Genomic DNA, 16730 nt, shown 5'->3' on the forward strand with positions numbered 1-16730 from the left:
TGATATTACATTAATCAGCCCATAACTGAATCAATGCTTCAGCATTTTCAATAAGGATTCTTTTTGCATCTGGAGTGATATGTTTTTGTAATGCACTATTGCTAATATGTTTAATAAAATCCTCCATTGACTCGATGGCTTGTTTTTGATGTCCTTTAACATATTGATGATCGGCTTGTTTTAGACTGTTTGATAATTGGTTCGTAAGTGGTCCATTTACTTCCCCTGTTGTAATATAGTTTTCTAGAAGATCATTCATGTACTCTAACGTTATACTATCTTCCTCTTTTTCAGGAGTGAACTTAATATAATCATAATAAGCGCGTACAGGGCTTCCAGGATAAACAAACTCTCCCGTCCAAGTTCTTGCAGCAGCACCAGCACCAGCCCATAAGTTGGCCATGATAAAGGATGGTTCGGATGGTAATTCGATTCCATTACCCTCTACAGTACGAACTAATTCCCCATCGACAAACCATTTAATATAATTTGAAGACCACTCTATAGCATAGTCATGATAGTCTTCCGAGGCGTCGAATCCAAGATCAATAATAGCATGACCATTTATTCCTCGTACACCGCCTACAAAAAAGTTTGTTTCTAACTTGGTCGTGTCTTTTCCTAAGATTTCAATGTCAATTTCATCTGCATTTGGCGAATATGTGAATAAAGAAGTGACTAGCCCTACACCCTTAGCGACTTTTATTCGTCCCTCTATACGGCCATATCCATACTTCTCCAAAGTGTAGAACTCACCTGAGGTATACGGCTTATCATTATTATTTGGTGCATCATCTAGTCGAAGCGCCATTTTCCCTCCCGAAAACTCTACATGATCTCTTAACCAGCCAACGCCGAAGTCTGCTCCATTTGCCCAACCATCGGATCTATACCATAATTCCGGATCAAATGAATCAAAGTGATCTTCAAACCCCAAAGATGTCTCCCCCGCCGAGGAGGAGTTGGGAAATAGTGGATAAAGCATCGCGATAATTAGAACAATAGACACTCGCTTAAAGAAAGTTTTCAACATATTATAATACCTCTCCTCCGATATTCAATACCATCAAATAAAAATCCGTGTTTTTACATTAATCAGCCCACAACTGAATCAATACTTCAGCATTTTCAATAAGGATTCTTTTTGCTTCTGGAGTGATATTTTTTTGTAATGCTTTGTTGCTAATATGTTTAATAAAATCCTCCAATGACTTGATGGCTTGCTCTTGATGCCCTTTGAAATATTGATGCCCGGCTTGTTTAAGGCTGTTAGTTAATTGGTTCGTAAGTGGACCATTTACTTCCCCTATTGCAATATAGTATTCTAAAAGATTATTCAAATAATCTAGGCTTACCTCAGTAGGTGACCACCAATTTCCTGAAACAATAATCATGCTAAGCATGCGGATATTGTTCGCAAAATATGCTCCTTTTGCTGTTTCTTTACTCACATTATAATCCCATAAATCGTTTAACCATTGTTGGTTTGCGTCATCCATCATAGCACTGACCGTAAATGGGGCGGAAAATGCCGCATCACCTGCACTAGTAGTCAACTGAGTTCCATCTAATTTATATCCACGCTTTATATTGGCCGGGTTATTTCCAGTAGTCTCACGTATCCAACTGTTCAGCATTGATAGCTGGTCTTTCGCACGTTCATCTCCTGTTACAAGATAATCAGTAGTAATGCGCCATGGAACACGAGAAGAATTCCAATAATAGTCTCCGTCCCTACTAGACTCCAAAAACCATGGATGAGCCGGCTTGAATTTACCAGAATCCTTGTCTTTTAACAAGAAATCAGGAAGTAATCCAGTATTTGGACTGTATTCCGCAAACACATCATTAATAATGCTGTACGTTTTATCAATAACTTTATCCCAACGAGTGTCTCCGGACTCCATTTTAAACGCTTGTAAATGTTGAAGCATAAAGTCGGATGGGCGGGTAGCTATACCATAAGTATCACTATTGTCTGATGCCCAGTCAGCCAATTTCAAATAATAATCCGTTTGATGGATTTCACTTTCCATTATGGCATCAATGACTAGTTTACCTTGCTTTAAGTAGTCAATGTCACCATTACTACCCCATTGTTTATCAGCAAGGAGCAAAGAATATGCAATATCCATGTCTCCGTCAAGGGCCGAATCGACTCCATTGACATCGACGATTTCATCGTTAATGATAGCCTGCTGCCATGCCATTAATTGTGGATTAATTTCACTTGGATGTGCTCTAAAATAACGATATAGACCATCGAAATACTTTTTTGCATCCGGATCATGTCCAGCCATTAAGGCAGTAATCACCATACCATAGCCATGTGCTTCTGATACCGTAATTGCTTCCCTTGGATCATTTGTCGACTCTCCATTGTGGTTGTAAAATACATAGTACTGATTCTTATCATATGGATTTTGCTTTAAATAGCGCTCCTTCCACTCATCGTACAATCTAGCTACCGTTGCATCCATTTCTTCTTGAGTTAGATGATTAGGTTTTATTGTTCCCTCTGTATAAGTTACATGTTGAGGAAAAGGTCTTTTAGGAGTATTTTTACTCATTTCCGCATCTTCCTTGTTTGTGCTATTAGCCAAAGTGATATTTGAAAAACTAGAAAATACTAACAACAGCATTAACAAGAATGATATTGGATGTTTTAACTTTCTTTTTATTCTCTTACTGGCCCTCATTTGCATCCCCCTTATTTAATTTCAAAGATTAATAAAGCGCTTTCATTAATGAGGAACTTTCTACTTATATAGCTAATTACTTATACGTAGCTGTCTGACATCCCATCCCCCCTTTTCAAGCAAAAAATATTAATATATCTTATCAATAGAAATGATATGAACTAATGTGCAAAAGCTGGAGGTTTATGAATTAAGCATTGTGAGGTAGGCTAAATAATTTTCAAGCTTTAGTTGTCTCTAGCGTCATGTGGTTAATTTATTGAGGATTTAGATATTTATTTTCCTTTATTAGCGGAGTTAAATAATGAACAATAACATGGGTTTACTGATTCAAAGTTGTAGTAATTTTTACAAAAAGTCCTACGATAATATCAACTTGTTATAAACATAATAGACTTGTTACACCAAACAGTCTATACTACTTATGTACTATTTCTAACTTTTCCATTATTCAATTAACGATTTGGTATACAAAAAAACTATAGGGAGACCTTTTTAAAGTGTCTACCCTATAGGGCCCATTTGATATATAAGGAACCTTACCTCAAAAGTCTTAAACTGTTTAAAATGACAAGAATGGTACTTCCTTCATGGCCAATCACTCCGAATGGCAAATCCAACATTTGAAGGAAATTGGATAGAATGAGCAAGATAATCACGCCGATTGAAAATATAACGTTCTGCTTAATAATCCTATTCATCCTTTGCGATAAACGGATTGCTTCGGAAATACGCGACAGATCATTTTTCATTAGGACGATATCCGCTGTTTCGAGCGCGACGTCGGTGCCCTCGCCCATGGAAATTCCTACGTTTGCTGTCGCAAGTGCTGGAGCATCATTGATTCCATCACCAACCATCGCAACATTTCCATATTTCTTTTTTAACTCCTTAAGATGGTCGACCTTATTTTCCGGTAAACATTCAGCAATATGATCACGGACATGGCTATCAGCAGCAATCGCTTGAGCTGTCTTTTCACTGTCACCTGTAAGCATAATCGTGTAAACACCTTGATCTTTTAATTGATCAATAGCAAGCTTCGCTTCTTCACGCACCATATCTTTAAGTGCTATCATTGCCGCAAGCTCTTTGCCTTTTTGCACGAAGACGATGGTTTTTCCTTCACTTGCAAATTTCTTTGCCGCCCCATTGGCAAATGCTTCTGCCATTTCATTTCCAACAAAACTCGCTTTACCAATTTTCCATTCTTCGTGATCAATAACTGCCTTTACTCCCCAACCAGTAACATCTTCAATGCTATCTGGGTGAATGAGCGGTAAGCTTAATTTACCCTTGGCGTATTTTACAATCGCATTAGCCAATGGATGGTTTGAGTGGCTTTCAATCGATGCTGTCGCGAGTAAAACTTCCTCATCGGTGAGTCCGTCTTGGACAATTAAATCAGTAACTTCCGGTTTTCCCTTCGTTAAGGTTCCCGTTTTATCAAAAGCAATCGCTTTTATTGCACTTAATTGTTCTAAATGTACGCCGCCTTTAAAGAGGATGCCATGTCTTGCCCCATTAGAAATGGCTGATAACGAAGCAGGCATAATAGAAGCCACGAGTGCACACGGTGAAGCAACGACAAGTAAAATCATTGCCCGATAAAAAGATTCAGTCCAGCTCCATTCCAGCAAATAATGTGGTAGGAACATCATCACGAACACAACAGCCAGCACGATTTTTACATATTGTCCTTCAAATCGTTCAATAAAAAGCTGCGAAGGTGATTTTTCACTTTGCGCTGATTGTACTAATTCAATAATCTTATGAAACAAGGTTTCGTGGCTTGGCTTTGTAATTCGCACAGTGATCGAACCGTTTAAATTCACAGTTCCCGCGAATACTTCATCATGATTACTCTTGGAAACAGGGACCGATTCCCCTGTGATAGCCGCTTCATCCAGAGTTGTACGACCTTTCGTTATTTCACCATCAGAAGGAACTCTTTCTCCAGGCTTGATGAGTATGAGATCACCAACGGTTAACTCCGACACATGCACATGTTCTTCACTATAGTCTGTAATTCGCAATGCCTCTTCTGGCTGCATCTCCATTAATGAAGAAATTTCTTTATGACTTTTGTTCATCGTATATGTTTCTAAAGCACCGCTCATTGCAAAAATAAAGATCAAAATGGCGCCTTCAGTCCAATAGCCAATGATTGCCGAACCGACAGCTGCCATAATCATCAACATTTCAACATTAAGCTCTTTATTTTTGATGGTATCTTCAATACCTTCTTTTGCTTTTGCGAAACCACCGATCACAAAGGCGAACATATATAGAATCACTGACATTGTCCCATAACCACTTTTATCGAATAACCAACCAAGTAGGATGAGAACACCGCTCCCTAAAGCTGCAATTAGTTCTCCATTGACCTTAAGCTTTTTCCATAAGTTTTCTTGTGGAATTGGTTTATTACTTTTTAACAATTGTGCCTGGGCACTCATATTTACACCTTCCTTTCCCTTTATTTTTGGTTTATTTTTTCTTCCATTAACTTATTTATAATTATTATCATGTAACTATAATATTAAACTTTTCCTAAAATGTCAATCTTAATTGATAATAATTTAATCTAGTTGAGAATGATTATTAATGTCTAGGCAGTAATTATAAAGAAATCACAAACGATACGTCTACTCATAATGAAAATCATTATCATTTAACACTTTATATTAATTCTAACTTGGTTTGAAATTGGCAGGGAAAAATAAAGGATACGCGGAATACATCCTTATGATTAAAGAAAGGGGCCGTTAATAATGAAACAAAGGCATGAGGTATTATTTACTCAATTAAAGACGTATCGAAGGTATACTTTAGGTGTATTAGACGGAGTGAACTGTGAGGAGGCAGAAATTGTTCCAAAAGGTTTCAATAACAATATCCGCTGGAATCTTGGCCATATTTATCTAGACCAATATTTATGGATAAAAGCATTGACTAAGGAACAGGTGGATGTCCCCAAAGAGTTTAACAGTTGGTTTGGATTTGGAACAACCCCAAAGGACTTTGCACGTGAAACACCGACATTTAAAGAATTAAAAATATTATTAAGTAATCAACCATTCCAATTAAAAGCAGTATATGGAAATAGGTTGGAAGAAGTTTTCCCACCTACAGAAATGGGCATGCAAACCATTGAACAAGTTTTCATCCGCACGATCTTCCATGAAGGCATGCACCTGCAGGCGATTTTAGATTTGAAGAAGTGTATATAAGTCATTGACTGGTGATTTTTATCATTGTGTTATAATAAAAAAAAAACTCTGTAAGAAAACTTTTAGTGATGGGGTGATAAAAATGGCAGTTAAAAAGGATGAACTAGCGGAAATGGTTTATTATTTATCAGAAAAAGACATTCCACTCGTTTATAACCTGTTAACACGACTAATTAATCAACCTAAAGATGAACATATTGCGTATGATAATGAACCGCTCACTGAGAAAGATCTTGAAGCGATAAAAGAAGCAGAAGAAGATTATAAGCATGGACGAACGATTCCCTTCGAGGAAATCGAAGATGATATATAATATTGAACTATCAAAAAGGGCAGAAAAATACCTAAGAAACCTCGATAAAAAAACTCGCACTCGAATTTACAATCATATTAAAATTCTTTCCGAAAACCCCAGGCATCCAGAATTAGACATAAAAAAAATCCAAGGACACGAAAACCTATATAGGCAACGTTTAGGAGATTATCGTGTTTTGTATTCAATAATGGATGAAATTTTACTTATTATCATCGTTAAGATTGGTTCACGAGGAGATGTCTATAAATAAAATATCCAGTTAGCAAACGGTTAATTAAATACAAATTCCCCTACTCTATGCACTGAAGTGGGGAATTTTTCTGCTACATCAAGAACAATTTAATACCACAAATAATAATCCTGACCATGAACAACAGTGAAACCGATTGATTCATAAAGACGAAGAGCATGTTCATTTTTCGTTTCTACTTCAAGATGTACACTATACCCAGCTTCGTGCTCCTTCTTTACAACGTTCCTAAGGGCTTTCCTGCCGTAGCCTTTACCTTGGAATTGTGGCAACACGGAAAAACCATAGATCCAGGCTTCACCGTCCATTCGACTTACCCTTATTTTCCCGACCGTTTGCCCGTCTGCTTCGATCATGAAATACTGTTCACCCAAATTCTTTTTGACACGTTCATAATGAGCACGTGCATCTTCTTTGCTCATATGGAAAGCAAGAACATCGAGTAATACTTCAAGGTCTAGATCCTCTTTCTGCGCATCTCGAATTAGGACGTCATTGCTTTCCTCCATGGGTTGCTTTTCCCACATCATCTGAAATTCGGAAAAGCCGTACGTACACGACTGTTCAGCCAACCATCCTTTAGCTGAATCTGAGGAGGCTGGAGCATTCAATAAAACTTTTTGAAATCCCTTTTCCTCAATTGTTTTTACTGCTTCATTCCAAAGCGTGGAAAAATAGCGTTTTCTTCTTTCACTTGGCTTCACCATTCCACATACTTCGACTGTCGAGCCAAATCCGTATAATGCTAGATACGCGACTAACTCTCCGTTCTCCATATGAAAGAAATCCATGCTCTGATCCTCTCTTTGTTGGAGCATTTCCCAATTTAACTTTAGCTGCATATTATCCTCTTTTTCACACTCTTTTTGAAGCTGCTCTATTGCTTGTAATTGTTCTATAGTTAACATTACGGCCCCTCCATCCACCATGTAAGAGTTGTTTTCTTAACTTTGTATGTCATTTTCAAACGATTTACTATGACGGTCCATAATATCCATTAAGCATACACGGAATACACATAAACCTCTTTTCCCCATTTTGTAATGGTCTTTTCTATATTCATTCCGATTCGTTCAGCAACTTTAGTAGACGGGATATTGTTAATATCAGGTAAAGAAACGAGTTTGCTAAGGTTCATTTGCTCAAATCCGAATTTCTTACATGCTGATGCCGCTTCTGTAGCGTAGCCATTTCCCCAAACACGCCGGACAAACAAATAACCAATTTCCATTTCTATTACACCATCTATTTCTTGAGGTACAATTCCACACTGTCCAAGAAACTCTCCCGTTCCCTTATCTTCTACCATCCAAAGTCCTACACCGTATTTCGTATAATTATCTAATGTCCAATGAATCCAATTCATCGCACCATCTTCATCTTTTGTTGATGGATAGTACCTCATTGCTTCTGGGTCTGAAAATATTTCCATTAAAAGATGAACATCCTCTTTGCCCATTTTTCTTAAATTCAACCGATCTGAGCTTAAGACAATACTGCTCATTTTTATCCTCCTAGATGCATCTTCTTATAAATGCATTTCTACAACATCCATCATATTCCCTTTAACAAAGTGCCTATTCCATACTCCGTTTTTTCATTTTTTATACCCGAAAATCCTGGAAAATTAAGAAAGGGGGTGCCCAAGGCACTCCCCTTACACTGATACTGTATTCTCACCCGCAAGTCGTTGTTTCTTTGCTTTTTTAAAGTGAAACAATTCGTAGACGACTGGTATGATGACTAAAGTCAGTAAGGTGGCCACGGACAATCCACCGATGACAACAACCGCTAACCCTTTCGAAACAAGGCTTCCCATTTCTTCTTTACCCATTAAGAGAGGAATCATCGCAAATATGGTCGCGAGTGCTGTCATGATAATCGGCCGGAACCTTGTTGCACCAGCTTCTAGTAATGCCTCACGAATCGGCATTGTTTCTTCGTTTTGTCTAACACGGTCCAATAACACAATTGCATTCGTAACAACGATTCCGATGAGCATTAAAGCCCCAATCATCGATCCGATGTCTACCGGCGTTTGAGAAATTAATAATCCAAGCACCGCCCCAATAATAGCAAGTGGCAACGTAAACAAGATGACTAGCGGTGCCCGCAACGTCTTAAACGTCAGCACCATAATTAAATAAACTAAACCAATCGAAACTGCCATCAACTGGAATAACTCCATAAACTGATCATCTTGTGCACTTGCGGCTCCAGCTGTTTCTAGAGAAACACCCTTTGGTAAAGTGAGATCATTTGTTTTTAAATTAATTTCATTGGATATTTCGGACAACTTCTTTGGATCAACTTGGATATTAATTCGCACATATTCATTTCCATCTTTTCGTAATACGCTTGTTGGTTTCTTTGACTTTTCTATTTTTGCAATAGAAGAAAGCGGCATGATTTCTTGGTTGACAGCCACTGAAATATCTTTTAACTCTGCTTCAGATGTTGGATTGATCGAGCTGTCTAGTAAAACCATTGTATCTTTGCCCTCAAGCTTAATTGTTCCTATCGGAAATGGGTTGAGCAGCAACTGAACCTGCCTCGCCACTTCCTCCGTATTTGCTTTTTCTTGATCAATGACAATATCGTAAACAGATTTTAATTCCTCCTGGTTACTCGTTACTTTTTCAACTCCATCAATACCCTTTACTTCGTCAATCACTTTTTCTGATGCTTGAATCAATTGTTCCGTTTCATTTCCAACGACATCTATTGTGATTGTCGAATTACCTGAACCCATAATTGAAGCAAACATGGCATCGATTTCCGCGTCACTATATTTCTCTTTTTGCTTCTCAATTTGCTCCATAAACTTCTGCGTATTGGCTCCGCTTTTCATAACAACGTAAAAATCACCTGTATTTTGCGAATTTATTTGACTAAACTGCGCATCTTCTGGATTTGAGCCGAGGAAAACACTAACCTTTTCTACGCCAGATTGTTCTTTTATAAAAGTTTCTAACTGCAATACTTCATCCTTTACCTTTGTAAATGGCACGTCATCAGGGTATACCATCGTGATGGATACATCTTTATCTGCAGCTTTTTCCGCTCCTTTTGGCATAACAAAATACATGCCAATTGCACCAACAAAGATAAGGAATGACAGAACGAGCGGGACCCATTTATGACTTAAACACCAATTCAAAATCTGAATGTAATTTTCTGGTTTTTTATACGAAGGTAACTTCCCCTTTTTCAGTAATCGCGAACTCATTAGAGGGACGACGATCAATGCGACGAGCAGCGAAGAAATTAGCGCGTAAGTTATTGTCAATGCAAATGGCAACAATATTTCCTGCATTGATTTTACAAGTCCCATCGGTAAAAATACTGCAACAGTTGTTAATGTTGACGAAGTAATTGCAGAGGCTACTTCTTTTGTGGCATCAACAATGACATGCTTTGAAAAATCACCATTTTGTGCCTTCCGGAAAATATTTTCAATGACAACGATGCTGTCGTCAACCAAACGTCCAACTGCGACGGCAACGGCGCCAATTGTTAAGACATTTAGTGTAATACCTGACTGTGAAAGTAAAAATAATGTTAACCCAAGAGAAAGCGGAATACTAATCACTGTAATCACAGTCATACGCAAATGACGTAAAAAGAAGAAAATAACGATCGTTGCAAACAATGCTCCCAAAAGAACAGATTCCATCATACTGTCAACAGATTGAACGATAAAGTCTGAGAATGAGACAATCATTGACGTCTCAATATTAGACTTATAATCTTTATTCACTTGTTTCATTGTTTCATTTACCTTTTTACCAATTGCAACAGCATTTGCATTTGATTCTTTAAATACAAGTAATGCAACTGCTTCCTCGCCGTTTACGCGAGTGAAAAATGTTGAACTCGAATCGGAAACTTCAACACTCGCAATATCTTTTAACAATACATCAGGAGCAATTTGTATGTTTTCCAGTTCTTGCTTACCTTCAATTTGTCCAATAACTTTTAAATTTGTCTTCTTATCATCAATCGTTTCTTCACCGACCGCAACGGCCAGATTTTTACCTTGCAGAATCCCCATTAAGGCTTGAACTGGAATTTGATAACTAGACATCTTATCTTTATCAAGCTTTACATTGATTTGTGTTTGCTGTTTACCATATACAGAAACGTTTCCTACTCCAGATATGCCTTGAAACGTCGGGACGATTTCATTTTCGATCTTTTCCATGTCTTCTCTATTGATACCATTTGGAAAAGACAAAGCAATTTGCCATAAAGGGATCATATCTAAGTTTAACTGTGAAACTATAGGCTTCGAGTACCCCTCTGGTAACTGCAATCCACTAACAGCCTCTTGCACCTGAGCTTTTGCTTCTTTCATATCTACGGATGGATCGAGAGAAATATCTACTGAAGTATATCCATCAGCAGAAGTTGAAAAGACATGTTTCTTTCCTTTGACTGATCCAATTGCTTTTTCAATCGGCTTTGTCACCTGATCGGCCATTGTGTCTGCATCCGTTCCTTGTCCCATCACAATGACTGTCACCATCGGGTTATTCGCCGCAGGCAAAAACTCCTTTGGAAGTGTGAAATAACTAAGCGCTCCCAATCCTAAAGACAAAACAATCATCAAAATAACCGCAGCTTTATTCCGTAAAGCCCATTTCGTAAACCAAATCATCTACTCCTACCCCCTAATTTTTCCCACTGGATAAATTTTCCCATCCCTTTTAGCTTAGTCTGGTTGTAATGAAGTAAAAACAGACCAACGGATGAAACTTCCTCCGCCTCAAGACGGATGTTTAAATTCGACAAGTGACAGGCACGCCCCGGATTTTGTCGAATTTTCTATTTGTTTTTTTAATCAAACGTTTGATTATATGCGGTTATGCTTTTGTTGATTCCCGCAATTTTTCAGAAACAAGAGGGAAATAGAAAAGAGCATGTTCTGATTATGAACAAGCTCTTAGTTAGTAAATCTATTGAATGTTTTTACTGATTTTCACACTTCCGGAGGTTGTCCTCCAAATGCTGCCCACTCTTCTCTAGCGGGGCCATATACGCCTGGAACGCTGAGGCCTGCTTGGCGCATAAGAACAGTCATCTGACCGCGGTGGTGGGTTTGATGGGCAACTAGGATATCAAGTACAGTTGCAACTGTCCATGATTCCCCGTACATATCTTTCTTTTCCTTTAATGTTTCATCAGTCCATTGCTCCCGGATGGCTGCTACCATTGCCTCACTTGAGGAACGGTAGGCATCAGCTATTGCCTGTGCAGAATTCGGAACTGGGGCATCATGTCGCGCTGCTTCAAATGTTAAGCCTGTCCTCCCCATGATTTCATCAAGCGTTGTCACGATATGCCATGCGATCCGTCCAAGTGTCCGGTCCTCAGGCGATACTTCTTGTGCAAGTGAATCATCTGTTAATACATCTAATATTTTTTTCGTCGATCCACTTTCATGTCCCCAATTTGTTAAAAAATCTTCGACTGTTACAAACATGCCTTCGCCTCCATTTTTGTTCTATCCTGTATTATTTCTGCTTTTTCTTATTAAAACCCTTTTATTATGAGGAATTTAATAAAAAGAGATATTTTTACTTGATATACTTTTTATATCTGATATAGTAATTATACAAAGAAGGTGATCATAATTAAAATATGTCCATATTTAGAATCTTCCTTTCAAATTCTCGGTAGGAAATGGAACGGGTTAATTATTCATTACTTGTCTCTATGCCCGGATGGTAGGAGTCATTTTTCCGAAATGAAAAGAGATATTGAGGAGATCACACCTAGAGCACTTTCATTAAAATTATCCGAACTCAGCGAACACGAATTGATAGTAAAAAAAGTGAGTGGGGAATCGCCCGTCGTTATTTCTTATGAATTAACAGAGAAAGGACGAGCACTAGCTACGGCACTTCAGCCTATTCAGCAGTGGGCACTCGAGTATCAAAAAATTAATATGGAAGAGAGTGAATCTAAATGAATAAAAACAACAATAATATGATTTGTGACCTTGAAACGGGAGTATGTGGTGAAGTTGGTGGGGAAGAAATGGAGATGATTGATTTAAATAAGCCGCAAAAGTTGATAGATCTTTATTATGTGACGGATCCGATCTGCTCCCATTGCTGGGCCCTTGAGCCAGTTCTTCGTAGATTTGAAGAGCAATATGGTCAATACTTTAATTTTCATACGGTGATGGGTGGCTTGCTGGAAAAATGGGATGGCTTTGCTGACGTTAGTAATGGTATTTCTAATCCATCTGACGTTGCTTCCCATTGGAGAGAAGTTGGCGAGTACTCCCGCATGCCAATTGACGGAACTGTTTGGATTGAAAACCCTATCCAATCATCATACCCACCTTCCCGTGTCTTTAAAACAATTCAAAAAACCGATGAAAAACTTGCTACCGCCTTTTTACGACGGGCACGTGAAGCTGTATTCGCATTTAACGAGAACATAGGCGAAGAACGAGTATTGATTGACATTGTGAATCAACTTGGCCTTAATGGAGAAAAAATTGTACAAGAAGCTAATCTTTCAACTGGACAACAGCTTTTAAACGAAGATTTTAGTCTTGCTAGAAGTCTCGGAGTAAGAGGTTTCCCAACCATCATTATGGTGAATGAAGATAATAAAGGCGTAAAAATTGTCGGCTCCAGGCCTTTAGAAAGCTATGTGAACGGATTAAAACAAGTGCTCGGTGAAAATGAGGAACTCCAACCAAAATCCCAGCCTGCGCTTTCAAATCTTTTAGACAAAGAAATCCGATTATTTTCAAAGGAAATTGAGGTAATGTATGACGTTGAACAAAGCGAGATTACCTCATTTATTCAAGATGAACTTTCAACAATAGACTATGAACTTAAAGAAATTCTTGGTGAAAAATATATTGAAAAGAAATAACAATAACTTTTTAATAAAAACAGACATCCTCCGAATGAGGATGTCTGTTTTTGTATCGATTGTCTTTATTTTGCTAGACGGTTTTTAATATAAGCGATTAAAGCTGGTAAAACAGATAAAAAGATAATAATTAATATAACGGTTGAAAAGTTATTTTTGATAATACGGATGTTGCCAAACAAATAGCCTAACATCGTGCATAATCCTACCCAAAGTCCGGCGCCGGCCACATTATAAATAATAAAATATCGATAGTTCATATGGCTCGCACCTGCGACAAACGGTGCAAACGTACGGATAAACGGCATAAAACGGGCAATAATAATTGTTTTGCCACCATGTTTGTTAAAGAATTCCTCCGCTTTTTCCATTTTTTCTTTGTTAATCACTTTCCCTAACCAGCTATTGGGAGGAATCGAGGTGCCTATTTTTTTCCCGATATGATAATTGACGGTATCACCGATCACAGCAGCAATAAAGAATACGATGATAAGAAGAACAATATTAAAGGCACCCATCGCTGCAAATGCACCACTGGCGAACAATAAAGAGTCTCCTGGTAAAAAGGGGAAAATAACAATGCCTGTCTCAACAAAGACAATTAAAAATAATATCGCATATGACCATCCACCAAATATGCGGATAATATCGATAAGATGTTGATCAATATGTAAAATGAAACTGATTAAATTCTGAATGATTGTCATATATTTTCTCCTTTTTTGGGGTAATTAAAGTAGGCGAAGTTTATTATCGAAAAATGTCCATAAAAATTAATTATTACCCTTTCCCCCTTGAACTGCAAGCTTTTTTTCATTCTGTGATAACATTGTCAAACGTTTAACCTAAGCCGTGTTGAAAGAAACCTAAGTTATGTGAATAAACAAGTTTGAAATTACCCACTCTAAAGTAGAAAAAGAATACGGTCAAAATCATCAAGGAGGATAAAAATGACAAATATAAATTTGGCGATCGTGTATTATAGCTCCACAGGGACAAACCACCAACTAGCAAAATGGGCCGAAGAAGGAGCAAAGGAAGCTGGTGCCGAAGTTAAGGTTTTAAAAGTAGCGGAAACAGCTCCACAAGCAGCCATTGATTCAAATCCAGCTTGGAGAGCTCATGTGGATGCAACAAAAGATGTACCTGAAGTAACATTGAATGATTTAGAATGGGCAGACGCGATCATCTTCAGCATACCGACCCGATTCGGCAATATGCCAGGTCAAGTAAAACAGTTTTTAGATACAACAGGCGGGCTGTGGTTTAACGGGAAACTTGTAAATAAAGTTGTTAGTGCTATGACCTCCGCACAAAACCCACATGGGGGCCAAGAGGCAACGATTCTTTCGCTTTATACAACGATGTATCACTGGGGAGCGATTGTAGCATCACCTGGATATACAGATCCTGTTACCTTTGCTGCTGGAGGGAATCCTTACGGCACAAGCGTTTCTGTTGATCAAAACGGAAATATGGTAGAAGATGTCCAAGCCGCTGTCAAGCATCAGGCTAAACGTACTGCAACGGTTGCAGAATGGGTTAAAAAGGCGAATCAATAATTGTTGTATGCTCGAAAACCATAAAGAGCAAGCTTTCAAGTAAATATAAGAAGAGCCCTTCTCACAAAAGAGGACTCTTCTATTTTTTATGAAAGCAGCTTTTGCATTTTAACATCCACTTTGGATTCAATTTTATCTAAATGTATTTCCTTAAGATCATTTCTTGGATGAGGATTAAACCAAGTGATATCTCCCTCGTTATAAATCCCTTCATAATCATGTCCCTTAAAGTTTAATGAAAATAAATATCTTTCATGAATTTGGTCTTTAAATAATGCTTTTTTTATTTCGAAGTTTTCTAACATAGTAGCAACCTCCAATTATTTTATTTCGTTGTTCCTTCTATAAAAGAATAACTTTTTAATATGAAAATAAAATAAGACAAGAATGAGAATTTCATGAGAGGAAGATTTTAAAAAAAACAGAAATGACAGACATATTCTTATTCGTGTACAATAAAAAGTAGATAGTCATTTTCAAAGGGAGTGAGATTGCATGATCATTGTCACTACAGAAAATATCGCAAACTACAAAGTTACGGAAATAAAAGGTCCTGTCTTCGGTTTAACGGTAAGAGCCCGCGGGATTGGAAAGGACATTGTCGCTTCCTTTAAAGGCCTCATAGGCGGAGAAATTAATCAATATACAGAAATGCTTGAAGATGCAAGAAAGCAAGCGATGGACCGGATGGTCGCTAATGCAAAAGCGATGGATGCCAATGCGATTATTATGATGCGGTTTGATTCCGGAGAAATTGGCCAAAACATGAGCGAAATCGTTGCTTACGGAACTGCAGTAGTTGCGGAAGAGGAATAAAAATGTGGGAATGGATTCTCGGCTTTTACGGTCTCCAAATCATCATTGTTATTGTCATCATCTTCGGCTCTTGGTTTGTATGGGATCGCCGCTTTAAAACGAAACACGGACAAGAAGTTCCAGATGGATTCGTTCGCACAAAAGAAGTATCCATCGATCCAACGACGAAGAAAAAGTTGGTTGTTTATTTTCATCCAGAGACTGGCGAACGTTTTTATAAAGAGGAAGAATGAATAACTGCCTCGCTCATAACTGAGAGCGAGGCTCATTTTTAATGTAAAAAGTATTGAATTGATTGGAGAGAATATGTTGTTTGAAGCTTTATTACACGGACTTATTTTAGGATTTGGATTAATTTTGCCTTTAGGCGCACAAAATGTTTTTGTCTTTAATCAAGGTGTCAGCCAGCGAACTTTCATTAGGGCGGTACCCGTTATTCTGACTGCCTCAATTTGTGACACGATTCTTATTTTATTAGCCGTTTTAGGTGTTTCCTTGATCGTTTTGACCTTTGCTTGGCTTGAATTAGCTTTATATACGATTGGTTTTTTCTTTCTCGTATACATAGGATGGACTTTATGGAAAAGTAAGCCTAATGAAGTGAAAGACGAAGTTGAACGGTTTTCTCCCAAGAAGCAAATTCTATTTGCTTTATCGGTATCCTTATTAAATCCGCATGCCATCCTAGACACCATCGGAGTGATTGGTACAAGTTCACTTAACTATGCAGATTATGAGCGCTGGGTCTTTACATTAAGTACAATCCTCGTATCATGGCTTTGGTTCTTTGGTTTAGCGTTAGTTGGACGCCTGATCGGAAAGAAGAATCAAGGGGGCAAATTAATGGGCAGACTAAACAAAGTATCAGCCTGCATCATCTGGGGAGTCGCTATCTACATGGCTTTGCAACTCATATAGCGGGGAGTGCAGGCACGCCCCGGATTTTGTCGAAAAAAG

Annotated in this window: 18 protein-coding genes; 9 read left to right on the forward strand and 9 right to left on the reverse strand. The window is 38.1% G+C overall.

All coding sequences use genetic code 11. The annotated features are described in order from the left end of the window. Window positions 1-10 precede the first annotated feature (10 nt). From KHA88_RS16995 to KHA88_RS17005, 3 genes are all read right to left on the reverse strand, one after another. Window positions 11-937 (reverse strand): family 16 glycosylhydrolase, encoded by a 927-nt coding sequence (locus tag KHA88_RS16995; protein ID WP_249313269.1) that lies wholly within the window; start codon window positions 935-937, stop codon window positions 11-13. A gap of 154 nt (window positions 938-1091) precedes the next feature. Next, complete coding sequence (locus KHA88_RS17000; protein WP_249313271.1) at window positions 1092-2699, reverse strand: family 8 glycosyl hydrolase; 1608 nt, start codon at window positions 2697-2699, stop codon at window positions 1092-1094. Window positions 2700-3238: 539 nt separating this feature from the next. Then, complete coding sequence (locus KHA88_RS17005) at window positions 3239-5158, reverse strand: heavy metal translocating P-type ATPase (RefSeq protein ID WP_213122575.1); 1920 nt, start codon at window positions 5156-5158, stop codon at window positions 3239-3241. Between the two features lie 315 nt (window positions 5159-5473). Between KHA88_RS17005 and KHA88_RS17010 the strand changes: the two genes are divergently transcribed. The 3 genes from KHA88_RS17010 to KHA88_RS17020 all read left to right on the forward strand — a co-directional run bounded on the left by KHA88_RS17010 (window position 5474) and on the right by KHA88_RS17020 (window position 6498). Beyond that, the gene (locus tag KHA88_RS17010) at window positions 5474-5932 is read left to right on the forward strand and encodes a DinB family protein (RefSeq protein WP_213122576.1); all 459 of its coding nucleotides are present in this window, start codon (window positions 5474-5476) and stop codon (window positions 5930-5932) included. A gap of 82 nt (window positions 5933-6014) precedes the next feature. Next, the gene (locus KHA88_RS17015; protein WP_213098985.1) at window positions 6015-6245 is read left to right on the forward strand and encodes a hypothetical protein; all 231 of its coding nucleotides are present in this window, start codon (window positions 6015-6017) and stop codon (window positions 6243-6245) included. Next, window positions 6235-6498 (forward strand): type II toxin-antitoxin system RelE family toxin, encoded by a 264-nt coding sequence (locus tag KHA88_RS17020; RefSeq protein ID WP_213098984.1) that lies wholly within the window; start codon window positions 6235-6237, stop codon window positions 6496-6498. Before KHA88_RS17015 ends, KHA88_RS17020 begins: the two co-directional genes overlap by 11 nt. A gap of 89 nt (window positions 6499-6587) precedes the next feature. On the opposite strand, the gene KHA88_RS17025 is transcribed toward KHA88_RS17020, so the two are convergent. From KHA88_RS17025 to KHA88_RS17040, 4 genes are all read right to left on the reverse strand, one after another. After that, the gene (locus tag KHA88_RS17025) at window positions 6588-7406 is read right to left on the reverse strand and encodes a GNAT family N-acetyltransferase (RefSeq protein ID WP_213122577.1); all 819 of its coding nucleotides are present in this window, start codon (window positions 7404-7406) and stop codon (window positions 6588-6590) included. 89 nt (window positions 7407-7495) lie between these two features. Further along, a complete protein-coding gene (locus tag KHA88_RS17030) occupies window positions 7496-8002 on the reverse strand; it encodes a GNAT family N-acetyltransferase (protein ID WP_213098982.1) in 507 nt (168 codons plus the stop codon). A gap of 153 nt (window positions 8003-8155) precedes the next feature. Next, window positions 8156-11158 carry an efflux RND transporter permease subunit gene (locus KHA88_RS17035; RefSeq protein WP_213098981.1) on the reverse strand — a complete coding sequence of 1001 codons (3003 nt, stop codon included), beginning with the start codon at window positions 11156-11158 and terminating at the stop codon, window positions 8156-8158. A 321-nt stretch (window positions 11159-11479) separates the two neighbouring features. Beyond that, a complete protein-coding gene (locus KHA88_RS17040) occupies window positions 11480-11983 on the reverse strand; it encodes a DinB family protein (protein WP_213098980.1) in 504 nt (167 codons plus the stop codon). A 150-nt stretch (window positions 11984-12133) separates the two neighbouring features. Between KHA88_RS17040 and KHA88_RS17045 the strand changes: the two genes are divergently transcribed. Together KHA88_RS17045 and KHA88_RS17050 are read left to right on the forward strand one after the other, a co-directional pair. After that, complete coding sequence (locus KHA88_RS17045) at window positions 12134-12472, forward strand: winged helix-turn-helix transcriptional regulator (RefSeq protein WP_213099419.1); 339 nt, start codon at window positions 12134-12136, stop codon at window positions 12470-12472. Further along, window positions 12469-13395, forward strand: a complete 927-nt coding sequence (locus tag KHA88_RS17050; RefSeq protein WP_213122578.1) for a DsbA family protein — start codon at window positions 12469-12471, stop codon at window positions 13393-13395. The genes KHA88_RS17045 and KHA88_RS17050 overlap by 4 nt, the downstream gene beginning before the upstream one ends. A gap of 65 nt (window positions 13396-13460) precedes the next feature. Here the strand turns inward: KHA88_RS17050 and KHA88_RS17055 are convergent, their stop codons facing one another. Next, window positions 13461-14102 carry a VTT domain-containing protein gene (locus KHA88_RS17055; RefSeq protein WP_213122579.1) on the reverse strand — a complete coding sequence of 214 codons (642 nt, stop codon included), beginning with the start codon at window positions 14100-14102 and terminating at the stop codon, window positions 13461-13463. A gap of 243 nt (window positions 14103-14345) precedes the next feature. Here KHA88_RS17055 and wrbA point away from each other — a divergent pair, with 243 nt between their 5' ends. Beyond that, window positions 14346-14957 carry an NAD(P)H:quinone oxidoreductase gene (wrbA, locus tag KHA88_RS17060; protein ID WP_213098977.1) on the forward strand — a complete coding sequence of 204 codons (612 nt, stop codon included), beginning with the start codon at window positions 14346-14348 and terminating at the stop codon, window positions 14955-14957. Between the two features lie 86 nt (window positions 14958-15043). Here the strand turns inward: wrbA and KHA88_RS17065 are convergent, their stop codons facing one another. Next, window positions 15044-15262, reverse strand: coding sequence for a DUF5342 family protein (locus KHA88_RS17065; RefSeq protein WP_213122580.1), 219 nt, complete (start codon window positions 15260-15262; stop codon window positions 15044-15046). Between the two features lie 190 nt (window positions 15263-15452). On the opposite strand from KHA88_RS17065, the gene KHA88_RS17070 reads away from it, so the two are divergent. From KHA88_RS17070 to KHA88_RS17080, 3 genes are all read left to right on the forward strand, one after another. Then, window positions 15453-15773, forward strand: a complete 321-nt coding sequence (locus tag KHA88_RS17070) for a YbjQ family protein (RefSeq protein WP_213098975.1) — start codon at window positions 15453-15455, stop codon at window positions 15771-15773. 2 nt (window positions 15774-15775) lie between these two features. Next, a complete protein-coding gene (locus KHA88_RS17075; RefSeq protein WP_213098974.1) occupies window positions 15776-16006 on the forward strand; it encodes a hypothetical protein in 231 nt (76 codons plus the stop codon). A 76-nt stretch (window positions 16007-16082) separates the two neighbouring features. Further along, window positions 16083-16691 carry a LysE/ArgO family amino acid transporter gene (locus KHA88_RS17080; protein WP_213122581.1) on the forward strand — a complete coding sequence of 203 codons (609 nt, stop codon included), beginning with the start codon at window positions 16083-16085 and terminating at the stop codon, window positions 16689-16691. The last annotated feature ends 39 nt before the right edge of the window (window positions 16692-16730 follow it).

Source organism: Lederbergia citrea, assembly GCF_018343525.1.
Lineage (GTDB): Bacteria > Bacillota > Bacilli > Bacillales > Bacillaceae_C > Lederbergia > Lederbergia citrea.